Source organism: Actibacterium lipolyticum (assembly GCF_900184935.1).
GTDB lineage: Bacteria > Pseudomonadota > Alphaproteobacteria > Rhodobacterales > Rhodobacteraceae > Actibacterium_A > Actibacterium_A lipolyticum.
In genome coordinates this window covers 211,656-227,134 of the sequence record NZ_FXYE01000002.1, presented here as the reverse complement: position 1 = coordinate 227,134, position 15,479 = coordinate 211,656, and the positions used below count along the sequence as shown (strand labels likewise).

Here is a 15,479-nt window from a genome sequence, read left to right as displayed (position 1 = left end):
CTCAATGAAACAGGGCAGGTAGCCAGAGTGACAGTGCAGGGATGTAAGTTACAAGCATCAACGTCGCACAAGCCGCAAAGTAAAATGGCCAGATAGAGCGCACAGCATCCCAGATCGGGATGCGCCCGACCGCACAGCCGACGAACAGAACCGCGCCCACGGGCGGTGTACACAGCCCAATGCCAAGGTTCAGGATCAGGATCACGCCGAAATGCACCGGATCAACGCCAAAGGCGACGGCCACAGGCAGGAAGATCGGCGTGGTAATGACGATCAGCGGCGACATATCCATGAACGTGCCCAAGATCAGCAAAACGACGTTCAGCAGCAGCAGGATCACGATTGGGTTGTCTGACACGCCCTGCAACAGGGCAACCATCGACGCGGGCACCTTTAGGTATGCCAGCAGCCACCCGAAAGAGGCCGCGCAGCCGATAACCATCAGCACCATCGCAGTTGTGCGCACGGCGGCGAAGGTTGCCTCGACAAAGTCATGCCAGCTGAGCGAACGATAGACGAGCAGGGTCACGACCAGCGCATAAACCACGGCGATGTTCGACGATTCCGATGCCGTAAAGATGCCCGAACGCACCCCGCCAAAGATGATCGCGACAAGGATCAGGCCGGGAACGGCGGATGCGAACAGCGTGCCGATGGCGCGCAGGCCGGGGTAAGCCTCGGTCGGGTAGCCGCGCTTTTTGGCGACGAACCAAGCGGCGGTCATCAGCGACACCGCCAGCAGGAAACCGGGGATGATCCCCGCGGTGAACAGATCAGCGATCGAGATTTTGCCACCCGCCGAAATCGAATAGATGATCATGTTGTGCGAAGGCGGCAACAACAGCGCGATGATGGAGCTGACGACGGTGATATTTACAGCATAATCAACGCCATATCCGCGTTCCTTCATCTGCGGAACCATCAGCCCGCCCACGGCGCTGGCGTCAGCCGCCGCCGACCCGGACACGCCGCCGAACATGACAGAGGCAAGGATATTCACCTGCCCAAGCCCGCCACGCATATGGCCCACGGCAGCCCCGGCAAGCGCGACCAATCGGCGGGCGATATCGCCGCGAACCATCAGGTCACCGGCAAAGATGAAGAATGGAATGGCCATCAACGCAAACACCGACACGCCGGAATTCAAACGCTGAAACACTACGACCGGGGGCAGGCCCAGATAGGCGACAGTGGCGAAGCTGGACACACCAAGGCAAAACGCAACAGGCGTGCCGATCAGCAGCAAAAAGACAAACGTTCCGAACAGGACGTAAAGTTCCATGGATTAATCCTCCAGCTCGGTTTCGCCGAAGCGTGCAGTTGGCAGCCCCGCAGCGCGGCGTGCCAGTCGTTCAAGGGAAAAGAGGACGATCAAGACGCCTCCGCCCACGATGGGGATGAAGTCAAACGCGCCCGATATTCCAAGCGAGGGCAGCTTGTTTCCAGCGGTCTTGGCGGCCAGTTCCCAGCCGAACCAGATCATGCCAAAGCCGAACCCGCCGACCACAGCGTCCGAAATTGAATGCATCAACAGTTTGATGCGATCAGGAACGACGTAAAGGACCACATCGAAAGACAGGTGATACCCTTCGCGAATGCCCACTGCGGCGCCCAGAAAAATGAACCAGCCCATGATCATAACCGATGCGGGTTCTGTCCATTGGATGCTGTCGTTCAGCACATAGCGCCAGAAAACTTGTGCGGCGATGAACACGGTCATCGTCACAAGTCCTGCGCCCGCCACCCAAAGCGCAATTCGCGCAATGGCCCCGGTGGCCCGCGCGAATGAAGTCAGGATATTTTGCACGCCTGTTCCCCCGTTGGCGTGATGGCCCGAGGCAATGCCGCGGACCATCGAAGTTTCTTATTCGGTTGCCTGAATGCGGGCGACCATGTCTTTCAGCTTGGGCGAGGTTACGTATTTTTCGTAAACCGGCACCATCGCGTCGATGAAGGGGGTCTTGTCGATGTCAGTGATGATTTCGACACCAGCTTCGCGAACGCGGGCTTCGGATTCCAACTCGCGTGCGGCCCACAGGTCGCGCATCACAGGAACAGAGTCGCGCGCAGCTTGGCGAACGATGGCCTGATCTTCCGCGCTTAGCTTGTCGAACGCGGTTTTGGACATCACCAGAACCTCGGGCACGATCAGGTGCTGATCGAGGGTGTAGTATTTCGCAACTTCGAAGTGGCCCGAGCTGTCATAAGACGGCCAGTTGTTTTCCGCGCCATCAATAACGCCCGTCTGGATGGAGGAGTAAACCTCGCCATAAGGCATTGGGGTGGCATTTGCCCCAAGGGCGGAAACCATGTCGACGAACATGTCCGACTGCATCACGCGGAACTTAAGACCCGCCAGATCGTCCATGGATTTGATCGGTTTCTGGCTGTTGTAAAAGCTGCGCGAACCGCCGTCATAGAACGCCAGACCAACAAGATCGTGGTCGTTGAACGCGTCCAGAATCTGCTGGCCAACTTCGCCGTCCATCACCTTGTGCATATGCTCGACCGAGCGGAAGATGTAGGGCAGGGATGGGATCTGGGTTTCTTCGATAATGTTGTTGAAGGGCCCAAGCGATACGCGGTTCATGTCGATCACGCCGAACTGTGTCTGTTCGATCGTGTCTTTCTCTTGGCCCAGCTGGGCAGAGTGGAACACTTCGATGCACAGGCGGCCATCGGTGCGTTCTTCCAGCATTTTGCCCATGGCGTTAACGGCAGCAACCGTGGGGTAACCATCGGGGTGCGTGTCGGATGAACGAAGCGTTACCTCGCACGCAGCAGCGGCGGATGCCATCGCCGCACTGGCCAGCAGCGCGGCCATTACTGTTTTGACGTTTTTCATTTTATCTTCCTCCCAAAGATAGCTCTGTCAGAGCCGGTAAGCTTGCTTTGCAAGCCGGTATGCAAGGTCAGTGGCGACCTCGTATGCGTCAGCCTCGTCCAGACGTCCGGTCGCAACCAGATTGCCCAGATAAGCACAATCCACTCGCCGGGCGACATCGTGCCGGGCGGGGATGGAACAGAATGCGCGGGTGTCGTCGTTAAAGCCGACAGTGTTGTAAAATCCAGCAGTTTCAGTGGTTTGCTGGCGGAACCTCATAATGCCTTCGGGGCTGTCAAAGAACCACCAAGCCGGGCCCAGTTTCAGTGCGGGGTACACGCCGGCCAGTGGGGCCAGTTCGCGCGAATATGCGGTTTCGTCTAGCGTAAACAGGATGACTGAAAGCCGTGGGTCGGTGCCCATCGCGTCCAGCAATGGTTTCAGCGCGCGCACGTAATCGGTTTGCGTTGGGATATCGAACCCCTTGTCGCGGCCGAACTGCGCCATCATCGGTGCGGAATGATTGCGCGACGAACCGGGGTGGATTTGCAGAACCAGCCCGTCGTCCAGGCTCATCCGCGCCATTTCGGTTAACATCTGCCCGCGAAAGGCGTCAGCCTCTTCAGCCGAACATTTCCCGGCCAGCGCTTTGGCGAACAGGGCGGCGGCGTCGGCCTGTGGCATGTCTTCGGTGCGGGCCGTGGCGTGACCATGGTCGGACGAGGTCGCGCCATAGCTTTTGAAAAACGCACGGCGATTGCGATGCGCGGCCAGATACCCGTTCCAAGTGGTGGTATCTTCGCCGGTCATTTCGCCCAACGTGGCGACGTTATCCGCGAAGCCGTCAAATTCAGGGTCAACAACCGCATCCGGGCGATAGGCGGTCACAACGCGCCCTTTCCAGCCCGAGTTGCGGATCATTTCGTGCCAGTTCAGCGGGTCGATCGCGCTTTCGGTGGTGGCGATTGCCTCGATCTTGAAACGCTCAAACAGGGCGCGGGGCAGAAACTCTGGCCGGGTCAGGCAATCGGCGACGTGATCGTATGTGGCATCTGCGGTGGTGGCTGACAGTTTGGTTTCAAGCCCGAACACATCCTGCAACGCATGTTCCACCCACATCTGCGAAGGCGTTGCGCGTAGCAGGTGGAAGTTGCTGGCAAACAGCCGCCAGATTTCGCGCCCATCGGTTTCAGTAGGTCCACCATCAACGCGCGGCACACCCAGTTTTTCCAGCGGGATTCCCTGCGAAAACAACATGCGGAACACATAGTGGTCGGGCGTCACGAACAGTTGGGCAGGGTCGGGGAAGGGTTGGTTTTCCGCGAACCAGCGGGGGTCAGTATGCCCATGCGGGCTGACGATTGGCAGGTTTTCGACGCTTTTATACAGCCCGCGCGCCAAGTCGCGGCTTTTGCTGTCCAACGGGAATAAACGATCTGGATTAAGTCGTGGCATTGCCGCTGTCCTCTGTCTGCTTTAGCCATGTCACAAATGTAGTGACATAAACTCGGCTAGTAATCTAATATGTTAGTATGCCGAAGCTGTCAATTCGTACTGAAGGAGATGACATGGCTGACCCGATGCAACTGCGCGCAATCGAACCTATCGCGCGATCATCAATCGCCGATCAGGTGTTCGATATCCTTTATGCGCAGGTACTTTCGCTTGAACTTCCGCCCGGCACGAAGATGTCCGAGGCAGAGGTGGCGAAGCAGCTGGATGTATCCCGTCAGCCCGTTCGGGACGCGTTTTACCGGCTGTCCCAGTTGGGTTTTTTGGTCGTCCAACCGCAGCGCGCGACAACGGTTAGCCAGATTTCGGCGCATGACGTCTTTAAGGCGCGATTCGTGCGCACCGCGATCGAGGTGGAGATTATCCGCAAAGCTTGCGAGGTACTGACCGAAGCGCAGATCGCAGAGCTGGACCAAATGCTAACCCGCCAGCAGGCGGCGGTGGATGCAGGGGACCGCACCGGTTTTCACCAACTGGACGACATGTTCCACAAAATGATCTGCGATGCCGCCGGCCTTTCCTTTGCGTGGGCCGTTATTCGCGAAAATAAGGCCCATACAGATCGCGTGCGGTACTTGTCGCTGGCCTTTGCGTCGCAAACGGCATTGGATGACCACCGGGCGATCATGGACGCGGTCAAAGCGCGCGACCCTGAACGCGCCGAACAATGCGTGCGCAATCATTTGTCGCGCATTGAAGGAATTATCGAACGCCTGCGGGCGGAAAATCACGCATGGTTTGCAGAGGAAGATTGATGAATAAGCGCTTAGTGGCAGTTGGCGAATGTATGGTCGAAATGGCGCCCACAGCCGGTGAAAACCAATTTTCGATGGCGTTTTCGGGCGATACGTTCAACACCGTTTGGTACGCGCGCAAAGCGTTGGGCGATAGCTGGTCGGTGGATTATGTGACGGCTGTCGGTGACGATGCGGTGTCGCGTCAGATGACGCAGTTCATGGCGCAGTCTGGGGTGGGGACGGATCATATTGTTCGACGCCCTGACGCGACAGTTGGCCTTTACCTGATCGAGCTGGAAGAGGGGGAGCGTCACTTTTCCTATTGGCGCGGCCAAAGTGCTGCGCGCGGCTTGGCGGATGATGCCGCGCACCTGCAGAACGCGTTTGACGGCGCTCAGGTCGTGTATTTCTCTGGCATTACACTGGCGATCCTAACGCCCGAGGCTCGCGCGACGTTCTTGAACGCCGTCGCGAGTGCCCGCGAAAACGGCGCGTTGGTTTGTTTTGATCCCAACCTGCGTCCGCGTCTGTGGGCAAACGCGGCTGACATGTGTGCGGCCATCACCCAGGCTGCCGCCCACGCAGATATCGCACTGCCATCATTCGAGGACGAGGCGTGGCACTTTGGCGATAGCGATCTGGCGGCGACGGCTGATCGTTATCAATCTGCGGGGGTCGATCTGGTTGTCGTTAAAAACGGTGCTGGCCAAATGCTGGTGCGGCAAGGCAGCGAAAATAGCCACCACTCGCCTGTGCAGGTCACTGATGTGGTGGACACAACGGCCGCCGGTGACAGTTTTAACGCGGGTTTTCTAAGCGCGTTCCTTGATGGCGCGCCCGTGGCCGAGGCCGTTGAAAAGGGCAGTGTGCTTGCCGGTAAGGTTATCCAAGGGCACGGCGCTTTGGTCGATATCGGGAGCTAACGGCCCTTCACCTCGATCGTAAAGGTGCGGCGCGCACCTTGGGGCGGTGCCGGAAACGGGGCCGCTCGTTTTATTTGTGCCAGCGCGATTTTGTCCAATCTGGCGGACCCAGAACTTCGGGCGATGCGTACCCCCGAAAGTGCCCCGTTCGCGGCGATGGTGAATGACACAAGGCTGGCCGCGTTTATGTTGACCGATTGCCGCCGCGCGCGTGAAATTTTGCGCATGACCTTCCCGGCATAGTTTGATGCGGCTGCATTCCCTTGGCTGGAAGCTTTGCCCGAAGAAACCGACCCCGCGCTGGCAGACTTCCCTTTGGTGCTGCCCGTCACGGTGCCTGCTGTTGCGTTCTTCTTAGAGTTCCCCTTTTTCGGGGGCTTAGGTTTTGAAACCGCCTTGGCCACCTTTTCGGGGCGCTTGGCCGGGCGGCGGGAAGAGGTCATGCTTTGTGTTGTCGGCTGTAAGGTGTCGGGCGTGGGGGCGACAACCAATGTTGCCACTGCCGGTTGGGCCGTTAATGGCTTTAGCTGGGCTGCCGGCGTTGTGGGGGAAGCCAAGGGGGCCGCGACGGGCGGTGCCGTAACGGGCGTGTTGGTTGGCGTTTCAGCCGGTGTCACGGGTGCGGTGATGTCTTCGCCATCGACAGGCGTCTTAACCCCGGCTGCTAAATCCGCGAACCCGGTCCCAAGTTTTGCTTCGACGGCTTGGGCACCGCCCTCAATCTCGACCTGGATGCCTTGGGCGGGCCACATAACCCCGCCCAGATGCAATCCCAACGCCGCCAAAAGCGACGCCGCGGCGGCGGTGCGCGATGCCGGGATCATGGCAGCGCCCTTTGCGACACAACCATCACCCGCGCAGCGCCGCCTTGGCGCAGCTCTGCCGCGATGCGCAGAAGGTCACGGGCAGGAAGCGCTTTGTCGGGAACGACGCGAATGTCTTTCGTCCGCAGTTCCGCCGGTAGGGAGGACAGGAACTCTGCGACCGAGACCACGGTCTTACCCCGCAGCGATAGCCGCCCATCGGGGTGAACGACCAATGTGTCGGGCGGTTCGCGCCCCTCAAGGCCTGCGGTCTCTATCAAGTTCAGCTCACCATCAAGCGGGGCGGCAAGCGTGCCCGCGACCATGAAAAACACCAGCATCAGAAAGACGATGTTGATCAGCGCGATTGTCGGTTCGCCCTTTGTGCGTTTGCTTCGGCGTGTCAGCATGGCTTAGCCCATCACCAAGACATCAACGTCTTTCAGACCGCGCAAAGCGGCCAGCACGTCGACCAAACGCTGAGAGTTGGCGGTTTGCGCCAAGCTGACCAAGACGACGGTCGCGCCAGCCGTCCCGCCTGATACCTGATCGCGCAGCGCTGCCATCGCGACCGGCGCGCCATTCAGGTTCAGCGTATCGGCGGACACTTTTAAAAACAGCCGTGTCGCGTTGGTGTCGCCGCCACCGCTGTTGGCGGCGGAAAGCTCTACCTCGCCGAATTTCGAAAAGGTCGAAGAAAGCATGAAAAACAGTAACAGCAAGAAGATCACATCGATGAGCGAGGTCATCGAAAGCTTCCGCCGTCGCCGTTGTTTCAGCTTAAGTGCCATGAAGGGCCTGTACGCGTTGGTGTTCTGCTTGGCCTTCGGGGGCAAAGGCGGTGCGCAGAACACGGTTGGCAAAAACGCGTTCCCGTTCCATCCGGCCTTCGAACCATGCAAGGATCAGGGATGTGGGCATGGCAACGGCCAAACCCGCAGCCGTGGTCAGCAGGGCGACCCAGATGCCGCCCGCCAGCAGCGATGGATCAACCGACGCGCCTGCGTCCTGCATGGTTTGGAAGGCTTTGATCATTCCCAGAACGGTGCCAAACAGGCCAAGAAGCGGGGCCAGCTGTGCAACGACATCCAACAGGCCCAGCCCACGTTCCAGCTTGGCAAAGCATTCGGTCGCTTCGGCATCCACCCGGTCAGAGAGCGGGACTGTCGCCGTGTCGCGGGCGGCAAAGACCATGCCAACCACCGGTGCAAGGTAGCTTTTGCTGCGGTCCAAATGCGCCTTTGCGCCCACACGGTCGCCGCGATCCCAGGCCGCGATGGCGTGGCTTAGCGCCTTGTGCCGCCCGACACCTGCGGCTTGATATTGCCAAAGCTTGTACAGAACCACTGACAGCGTCACGGCTGAAATGAACAACAGCACGGCCACGACTGGGCCGCCAAGGTCATAGATCTGGGTAAGCTTGGATTGAAGCTGGGCAAGCGCGGTCATCCGACCAGCTCCACCATGGTGACGGATTTCAGATCAAGCCCGTCTTGGCAGGCGTTTGGCGGCAATCCATCGCCCGTACAGGTATCCGCGCCATTGATCAGGATGCGCCCGATATCGTTACAGGCAAGCCCGTCGATCTGAAACTGGCGCACGCGCGGGCGTTGCGACGGAAGCGATTGGAAATCAAACAGGGTCAGACGCGCGACTTGTCCCTGTGGGTTGAAAAGCACGGTTTCATAAACCGCCTGACCGATGTCTTCGCCATACCGGTTTTCGACCAGAAAACTGATGCGGCACGCACCGGACTGTTCGTCCAGTGCATTAAGTTCGATTGAGACACCCGCCGGTTTGGGAACGTTTTCACCAGCCGCGAAACCCGAACCAACACTCATGAGGGAAGCACAGAAAAATACAAGCACCAGATGGGTCGCGCGACGAGGGAGTGGTGTAAACATGACGGGTGTCTCCTTTACGCTCAGAAGGTTCTGGCGAGCGTAAGCTTGAAGTTCCGGCCCGGCGCTGCGCGGGTCCAAAGATGCGGTTGGTACTGGCGGTCAAAGACGTTTTCGACCCCGAAGCGCACTTCGGTTCCTTCCAGAACGCCGCTTTGCGGAACGTATGTGGCGCGCAGGTTATGCGCTGCAAATCCGGCGCTTGGATTATCCGTGCGGGTCATGCCGTCATTGGCGACAACTTCCCAGCTTAGATCCAATTCTTCGCCGAAGGTTTTGCCGAAGGTCACGCGTAGGCTGTCCGCCGGAACGCCGTCCCAGTAGGTTTTGACGCCGTCGCTATCGGATCCTTTGCCCCGCGCGATGTTGGTATTCAGATCAACATAGTAACCGGCGTTGTGGCTGTAAGATGCCTCCAACTCTAGGCCTTTGGTATCAACGCTTTCGGTGCCTGAATATGACGTCACATCCCACAGCGCCGTTTGATAAAGGTTTGCCTTAATTGCAAAGACATCCCCATCTGCAAACAGGTCCGCGCGCCGGAAAGATGCGCCAACCTCAAAGGTGCGCGATTTTTCAGGCTGTTCCATGTAATCTGAGTTGTTCAGGTCATCGATGATCGGCAGGTTTTCGGTATAGGCCGCGCTGCCGAAGACCGCGAAGCCGTTGCCAAACGCATAACGGGCCGAAAGGCCGCCCATCAGCGCGTCATTGTCATAGGTGCCGTCATTTGGCGCGGTGGACCCTTCGACATGCGAGGTTTCGTAACGCAGCGCGGGTGTCAGGGTCAGGTTTTCCGCGATTGTCATGTCATCAACGGCAAACAGGGCAATCCGGTCATCTACGCCACCGTATGCCGCATAGGCATCCAGCCGATCCCGCTGAATGAATTCCAACCCTGTGCGCAGGTCGTGTGACACGGCCCCGGTGTCGAACAACGACGTGTTGCGAAACGAAAGTGCGGTGGTTTCGTATTGGTGATCCGCATCCAGCAGCGAAGAACCGGGAGTGATCGCGTCGTTGGTGATCACCTCGTCCGAATAGCTAAGCGTTACGGACAGATCGATCAGGTCGTTCTGAACCGGGTTGTACCGGTAAGTCAGCTCAGCCGTTTTATTTCTGATTGTGCGGTCGACATTGCCAAAGTCCAGCCGTGCGAAGGCGTCATAGGGAACATCACGTTGGTCAGAGTCTGTATCGGAATAGGCAAAGGTCAGGGACTGATCGCGGTTCGCCCCGAATGTATACTTTCCCTTCAACAGGTATGATGGGTCATCCACATCGCCGGCATCCGGGTTGATCAGGTTGCCACTGCCGTCATCCTGAATGCCCAAGGTGCGGCGGGTGTAGTTGGCCAAAAATTCCAGATCCTCGGTCGGTTGCCATGCAAGGATGGAGGAACTGGTAATGCCATCGCCATTCGTCTCAAACTCAAGTGCTTGGCGGAACTTGAACCCCGGTTCGCCACCGGTCAGGTCAGATGCGTCTTTGGTGACAAGCTGTACGGAACCGCCCACAACGCCAGAACCGTATTCGAACGACCCGACAGTGCCGCGAATGACCGACACTTCTTTGTAAAGGAAGGGGTCAGTGTAAAGTTGGTTGCCGATCCGGTACAACTCTTCGCTGCCCCGGGTAACGCCATCAACACGGATCAGAACTTTCTGGTCGGTCCCGTAGGTGCCGTTTGCACCAAAGCCACGAATGTTGATACCCGCGCCCGCGGCTGTTGCGCCGTTCACAAGGTTCACACCGGGAACCGAGTCGATCAGTTCCGATATGGTGCCCGCTTGGCGGTCACGAATCTCTTCTTCATCGACAGTGGTGATGGCGGTGGCGACGTCTGTTTGAATGTCGCGCTTGTTTTCGCCCAGAAGCAGCACGCCAAGATAGCCGTCACCTGTATCCTGTGCGCTGACCGATTGCGCAGAGGCAACCACCGCCAGACACGACGCTGTGCCCATTAGTATTCGTTTTATTTGGGTCATCCGCATGAGCCCGTCCCCTTTGTTGCAAGCAATTCACCTGATGCTCGCATGGGCTGGCGCGGTGTCGTGTTTCTTGGATTTTTTCGGTCGCTGATGCTTCCGACTTGAGTTTCGTATAAAGACTGACTAAAAGTGTCAAGAATAAAGGATAGCCCAGAAGCGCTATCTTTTAAGCCATGGGCGGTGCGCGCCCCGTAGCCATCTTATTCAACCTAGAAAAAAGAGGCGGCGAATGGCCCTTTCCACATGCCCATCTCCAGCGGAAATTCGTGAAGCGCGGGTAGAACACAATAAACTGCGGGAACGCGATCTTGCCGATCAGCTTAAGATAAGCGAAGCGCAGCTTTTGGCCGCCCATGTCGGGCAAGGCGTTTCGCGAATTTCGGCCCATCCTGATCAGATCATGGGGCTTGTTCCCACACTGGGAGAGGTGATGGCCCTGACGCGCAATATTAGCTGCGTGAACGAACGGGTCGGGGCCTATTCCAATTACCGGTCGGGCCCACATGCGTCGATGGTGCTGGCCGAAGAGATTGACCTGCGTATCTTCCCCTCGCACTGGGTCAGCGCCTTCGCGGTCGAAAAAGAGACAGACATCGGTGTCCGCCGCAGCCTTCAAGTGTTTGATGCGGCGGGGGATGCGGTTCACAAGATATACTTGCGCGAAACCTCTAACATATCGGCGTGGTCCGGCGTTGTTGAACAGTTGGCCCTAGGGGATACAAGCCAAGTCATTGAATGCCAGCCCCGTAAGCCTGCCGAAACGCCGAAGGCGGATGTGTCAAAGTTGGATATCCTGCGCAAAGAATGGGCGGGGATGACCGACACCCACCAATTCATGCGCCTAACGTCCAAGCTAAAGATGAACCGTTTGGGGGCTTACCGTATTGTGGGTGCGCCCTATGTGCGGCCACTGGCACCGGCGGCGATCAATCAAATGCTGTTGGGCGTTGCGGCGACCGACATGGAGGTAATGGTCTTTGTCGGGAACAAGGGCTGTATCCAGATCCACGGCGGACCGATCGAAACACTGAAACCTATGGGGCCTTGGCAAAACGTGCTGGACCCTCGTTTCAACCTGCACCTGCGGCTGGACCACGTGGCAGAGGTGTGGGCGGTGGATAAACCCACACAACGCGGCCCTGCCATTTCGGTAGAGGCGTTCGACAAAGACGGCGCGCTTATCTTCCAAGTCTTCGGACGACGCACGGAAACGCGCGACAGCCGCCCACAATGGGGCGCATTGGTAGAAAGCCTTGAAACGCTGGAAGAGGGGGGCGCGTCATGATCCGGGCGACGCATCTAAGTGCGATACTGTTCCTTGGGGCGCTGACTGCCGGTGTCACCGGAAGCCAAGCCCAAGACCCCAAGGTGGATACATCGCGGGTGCTGTCCATCGGTGGGTCAATTACCGAAATCGTCTATGCGCTGGGTCAAGAGGATCGGTTGGTCGCCCGTGACACGACCTCCAGTTTTCCGGCGGCGGCGGTGCGGCTTCCTGATGTGGGCTATATGCGTGCGCTGTCACCCGAAGGGGTGCTTTCGGTTAACCCCGGTATGATTATTGCTGAAGAAGGTGCAGGCCCGCCGGAAACCATCGCTGTTTTGCAGGATGCCGATATATCGTTCACCACTGTCCCAGAGGCATACTCGCGGCAAGGGGTGTACGATAAAATTTTGGCGGTCGGTCAGGCGCTGGGCGTCAGCGATGCGGCGCAACAGTTGGCTGGGCAGGTGGACGCGCAGATATTACAAGCCGAAGGTGCAGCGGGTGCCATTCCCGATGCCGATAAGAAGCGCGTGTTGTTTATCCTAAGCACCCAAGGCGGCCGTATCTTGGCGTCGGGCGAAAACACTGCGGCGGATGCGATTATCCGTATGGCAGGGGGCGTGAACTCCGTTTCTGGTTTTGAGGGGTATAAGCCACTGACGGACGAGGCAATCAGCGTTGCCGCGCCCGAAGTGATCCTGATGATGGCGCGGGGTGTAAATCACGAAGCTATGACGGAAGAGCTGTTCGCGATGCCAGCCATCGCAACCACGCCTGCCGCGGAAAACCGTGCGCTGGTGCGTATGAACGGGCTCTACATGCTTGGCTTTGGCCCGCGCACGGCGGATGCCATCGCCGATCTGAACACAGCGCTTTACGGGGGGTGACATCGGGTGGTGAGCATAACTGATATCCCCCGACAGCCCGACGTGCCGCTTGACCGGCGTGTCATCGCGCGGCGCGCGACAATGGGGCTGAGCCTGCTGCTGGCGGCGGCCTCGCTTCTTAGCCTGACTTACGGGGCATCCGGCACTTCGCTTTGGTCCGCGCTGGGCGATCTGCTGGCCGGGCGGGAGCTGTCGCGGATGGATCGTGTGATCCTGTTTGATATTCGTCTGCCACGGGTAATCTTGGGCATACTCGTCGGGGCGGCTTTGGCGGTTTCCGGTGCGGTGATGCAGGGGCTGTTTCGCAATCCCTTGGCCGACCCGGGGCTGGTTGGTGTCAGCGCCGGGGGCGGTTTAGGCGCGATCACTGCGATTGTGCTGGGCGGTATGCTTCCTGTGGCGCTGCGCGACTGGGCGGGCAGCTATCTGGTTTCGTTCGCTGCGTTCATCGGGGCGTGGGTGGCGACGATGATCCTGTATCGTGTTTCAACGCGGCATGGGCGGACCTCGGTCGCGACGATGCTGTTGGCGGGGATCGCAATGGGGGCCTTGGCCGGCGCAGCAGGCGGCACGGTGACCTATATGGCCGACGATCAACAATTGCGCGACCTGACATTCTGGAGCTTGGGTTCGCTTGCGGGTGCGACTTGGGCAAAGGTTCTGGCCGCCGGGCCGATCATCTGTATTGCCGTCCTTGGTGCTCCATTTCTCGCGCGCGGTCTAAACGCCTTGGCGCTGGGCGAGGCATCGGCGGGCCATATGGGTATTCCCGTTCAGCGGCTCAAAAGCATCGCCATTTTGGCCGTTGCGGGGGCGACGGGCGCTGCTGTGGCGGTGTCGGGTGGCATCGGGTTTGTCGGCATCGTGGTGCCACACCTGTTGCGGTTGGCGACGGGGCCGGATCATCAAGCGCTGTTACCAAACGCCGCGCTTTTGGGCGGCAGCATGTTGCTGTTGGCCGACGTGATCAGCCGCACGATCATCGCGCCAGCGGAACTGCCCATCGGTATCGTTACCGCCGTCTTGGGCGCACCGATCTTTCTTTGGATTCTTCTACGGCGACGGGGGCTGGTTGACCTATGATGTTTGAGGCAAAAAATGTCGTTGTTTCCCTTGGTCGCAAGCAAATCTTGCACCACGTGGGGTTCACCGCCCGCGCGGGCGAGTTGACGGCGATTGTTGGCCCTAACGGGTCTGGCAAAACCACGTTGCTGCGCGCGTTGACGGGCGATGCCGAATATTCCGGCGAAATCGCGATCAACGGGCAGGACACGCAATCTTTGAAGGGTTGGGAATTGGCCGCGATGCGGGGCGTGTTGCCACAAGCCGCAGTCTTGGCGTTTCCGTTCACGGCAATAGAGGTGGTCCGCCTTGGCTTAACGGCTGGCCTGTCAGCGGGGAATACGCGGTTGCCGACGCAGGCGCTTGATGCTGTGGGGCTGCATGGGTTTGCCAACCGGTTCTACCAAGAACTGTCAGGCGGCGAACAGCAGCGGGTGCAGTTGGCGCGCATTCTGACCCAAGTCTGGGAACCCGTCGTCGATGGAGTGCCACGCTGGTTGTTGTTGGATGAACCCGTCGCCAGCCTTGATATCGGCCATCAGTTGAAGGTGATGCAGCTTGTCCAGCAATACGCCAAACGCGGGGGCGGGGTGATTGCGGTGATGCATGATCTGAACCTGACGGCGATGTTTGCCGACAGCGTCACGATGATGTGCAACGGTCAGGTCGCAGGCAGTGGTCCGGTAGACGAGGTGCTGAACAATCAGACGCTCTCAACGGCGTATGGGTGCAGTTTGCGGGTGAACACGATGCCGCCCTTCGGTGGAACGTTCTTGCTGCCCCATTCTGCATCGCAGCCCACGATGGGCCACTAACACCTTAGCTACGCGCCCGTTTCATCATCCGGGCGGGTGCGTAGCTGGCGCAGACGAACCCGGTGCGAGCTTTCCATGTGTTGGCGCATCGCGGCCTCGGCGGCGGCACCGTCACGCGCGCGCAGGGCCTTCAAAATCGTGGCGTGTTCTGCCACCGCTTCTTCTGCCCGCGAAACTTCCGCAAGGGTCGAGGTGCCAAGGATCAGAAGTGTCTTTTGCAAAGCATTGGTTGATTTCACCAAGAAACGGTTCTTGGCGGCGTCCAGCAATGTGCGATGGAATTGCCGGTTCAATTCGTACGCGCGGTTGGCATCGTTGGTGGCGGTGGCAAGCTCTGCGTTGATCTCTTCCAGCTCTGCGATTTCGATGTCCGAGGCAGCCCTTGCAGCCATCCGGGCGGCGGTGCTTTCCAGAACGGCGCGCATCTCATAAAGCTCCATCACCTCGGAATAATCCAAGCTGCGGATCGCGGCCCCAACGCGTGGGACATGGGTCACCAAACCGTCGGCTTCCAGTTGGCGCAATGCTTCGCGCACGGGCGTGCGGCTGATGTTCAACCGTTCGGCCAGTTCCGTTTCAAGCAGGCGATCACCAGGGCCCAATGCGCCGGTGCGGATGTCATCCAACAGGCGGTCATAGACGCCATGCCCGTGACGTGGTTCGGCATTTTTGTTTTTAGGATCAGCCATTCATATCACTCTGCTTGCAGTGTCGCATCCATGTGTATACAGGTGGATACATATCCGTCAACCTGCTC

17 protein-coding genes are annotated in these 15,479 nt (G+C 58.8%); 6 read left to right on the top strand and 11 right to left on the bottom strand.

Annotated features, from left to right (window positions below; genetic code table 11):
- Position 1: 1 nt before the first annotated feature.
- The 4 genes from COL8621_RS09790 to uxaC are packed head-to-tail and all read right to left on the bottom strand — an operon-like array spanning position 2 to position 4,279.
- Positions 2 to 1,282, bottom strand: coding sequence for a TRAP transporter large permease (locus COL8621_RS09790; RefSeq protein ID WP_093967197.1), 1,281 nt, complete (start codon positions 1,280 to 1,282; stop codon positions 2 to 4).
- A gap of 3 nt (positions 1,283 to 1,285) precedes the next feature.
- Positions 1,286 to 1,855, bottom strand: coding sequence for a TRAP transporter small permease (locus tag COL8621_RS09785; protein ID WP_093967196.1), 570 nt, complete (start codon positions 1,853 to 1,855; stop codon positions 1,286 to 1,288).
- A gap of 9 nt (positions 1,856 to 1,864) precedes the next feature.
- Positions 1,865 to 2,845: a TRAP transporter substrate-binding protein gene (locus tag COL8621_RS09780; RefSeq protein WP_093967195.1), complete on the bottom strand. Its 981-nt coding sequence runs from the start codon at positions 2,843 to 2,845 to the stop codon at positions 1,865 to 1,867.
- Between the two features lie 27 nt (positions 2,846 to 2,872).
- Positions 2,873 to 4,279, bottom strand: a complete 1,407-nt coding sequence (gene uxaC, locus COL8621_RS09775) for a glucuronate isomerase (protein WP_093967194.1) — start codon at positions 4,277 to 4,279, stop codon at positions 2,873 to 2,875.
- A 113-nt stretch (positions 4,280 to 4,392) separates the two neighbouring features.
- On the opposite strand from uxaC, the gene COL8621_RS09770 reads away from it, so the two are divergent.
- Both COL8621_RS09770 and COL8621_RS09765 read left to right on the top strand, forming a co-directional pair.
- Positions 4,393 to 5,091: a GntR family transcriptional regulator gene (locus tag COL8621_RS09770; RefSeq protein WP_093967193.1), complete on the top strand. Its 699-nt coding sequence runs from the start codon at positions 4,393 to 4,395 to the stop codon at positions 5,089 to 5,091.
- Positions 5,091 to 5,996: a sugar kinase gene (locus tag COL8621_RS09765; protein WP_093967192.1), complete on the top strand. Its 906-nt coding sequence runs from the start codon at positions 5,091 to 5,093 to the stop codon at positions 5,994 to 5,996. The genes COL8621_RS09770 and COL8621_RS09765 overlap by 1 nt, the downstream gene beginning before the upstream one ends.
- On the opposite strand, the gene COL8621_RS09760 is transcribed toward COL8621_RS09765, so the two are convergent.
- From COL8621_RS09760 to COL8621_RS09735, 6 genes are read right to left on the bottom strand one after another with little or no spacing between them, the layout of a single operon-like run.
- A complete protein-coding gene (locus COL8621_RS09760) occupies positions 5,993 to 6,820 on the bottom strand; it encodes an energy transducer TonB (protein WP_093967191.1) in 828 nt (275 codons plus the stop codon). The genes COL8621_RS09765 and COL8621_RS09760 overlap by 4 nt on opposite strands.
- Positions 6,817 to 7,209 carry an ExbD/TolR family protein gene (locus COL8621_RS09755; protein WP_176438471.1) on the bottom strand — a complete coding sequence of 131 codons (393 nt, stop codon included), beginning with the start codon at positions 7,207 to 7,209 and terminating at the stop codon, positions 6,817 to 6,819. Before COL8621_RS09755 ends, COL8621_RS09760 begins: the two co-directional genes overlap by 4 nt.
- Positions 7,210 to 7,212: 3 nt before the next feature.
- Entirely contained in the window at positions 7,213 to 7,590 is a 378-nt protein-coding gene (locus COL8621_RS09750) for an ExbD/TolR family protein (protein ID WP_093967190.1), read from the bottom strand.
- Entirely contained in the window at positions 7,580 to 8,248 is a 669-nt protein-coding gene (locus COL8621_RS09745) for a MotA/TolQ/ExbB proton channel family protein (RefSeq protein ID WP_093967189.1), read from the bottom strand. Before COL8621_RS09745 ends, COL8621_RS09750 begins: the two co-directional genes overlap by 11 nt.
- Positions 8,245 to 8,703 carry a hypothetical protein gene (locus COL8621_RS09740; RefSeq protein WP_093967188.1) on the bottom strand — a complete coding sequence of 153 codons (459 nt, stop codon included), beginning with the start codon at positions 8,701 to 8,703 and terminating at the stop codon, positions 8,245 to 8,247. The genes COL8621_RS09745 and COL8621_RS09740 overlap by 4 nt, the downstream gene beginning before the upstream one ends.
- Positions 8,704 to 8,723: 20 nt before the next feature.
- Positions 8,724 to 10,688: a TonB-dependent receptor domain-containing protein gene (locus COL8621_RS09735; RefSeq protein WP_306345716.1), complete on the bottom strand. Its 1,965-nt coding sequence runs from the start codon at positions 10,686 to 10,688 to the stop codon at positions 8,724 to 8,726.
- A gap of 232 nt (positions 10,689 to 10,920) precedes the next feature.
- Between COL8621_RS09735 and COL8621_RS09730 the strand changes: the two genes are divergently transcribed.
- From COL8621_RS09730 to COL8621_RS09715, 4 genes are read left to right on the top strand one after another with little or no spacing between them, the layout of a single operon-like run.
- Positions 10,921 to 11,976 (top strand): hemin-degrading factor, encoded by a 1,056-nt coding sequence (locus tag COL8621_RS09730; protein WP_093967186.1) that lies wholly within the window; start codon positions 10,921 to 10,923, stop codon positions 11,974 to 11,976.
- The gene (locus COL8621_RS09725) at positions 11,973 to 12,845 is read left to right on the top strand and encodes a heme/hemin ABC transporter substrate-binding protein (RefSeq protein WP_093967185.1); all 873 of its coding nucleotides are present in this window, start codon (positions 11,973 to 11,975) and stop codon (positions 12,843 to 12,845) included. The genes COL8621_RS09730 and COL8621_RS09725 overlap by 4 nt, the downstream gene beginning before the upstream one ends.
- Positions 12,846 to 12,851: 6 nt before the next feature.
- A complete protein-coding gene (locus tag COL8621_RS09720; RefSeq protein WP_093967184.1) occupies positions 12,852 to 13,928 on the top strand; it encodes a FecCD family ABC transporter permease in 1,077 nt (358 codons plus the stop codon).
- Positions 13,925 to 14,722, top strand: coding sequence for a heme ABC transporter ATP-binding protein (locus COL8621_RS09715; RefSeq protein WP_093967183.1), 798 nt, complete (start codon positions 13,925 to 13,927; stop codon positions 14,720 to 14,722). Before COL8621_RS09720 ends, COL8621_RS09715 begins: the two co-directional genes overlap by 4 nt.
- An 8-nt stretch (positions 14,723 to 14,730) precedes the next feature.
- On the opposite strand, the gene COL8621_RS09710 is transcribed toward COL8621_RS09715, so the two are convergent.
- Positions 14,731 to 15,411, bottom strand: a complete 681-nt coding sequence (locus COL8621_RS09710) for a GntR family transcriptional regulator (RefSeq protein WP_093967182.1) — start codon at positions 15,409 to 15,411, stop codon at positions 14,731 to 14,733.
- Positions 15,412 to 15,479: the final 68 nt, after the last annotated feature.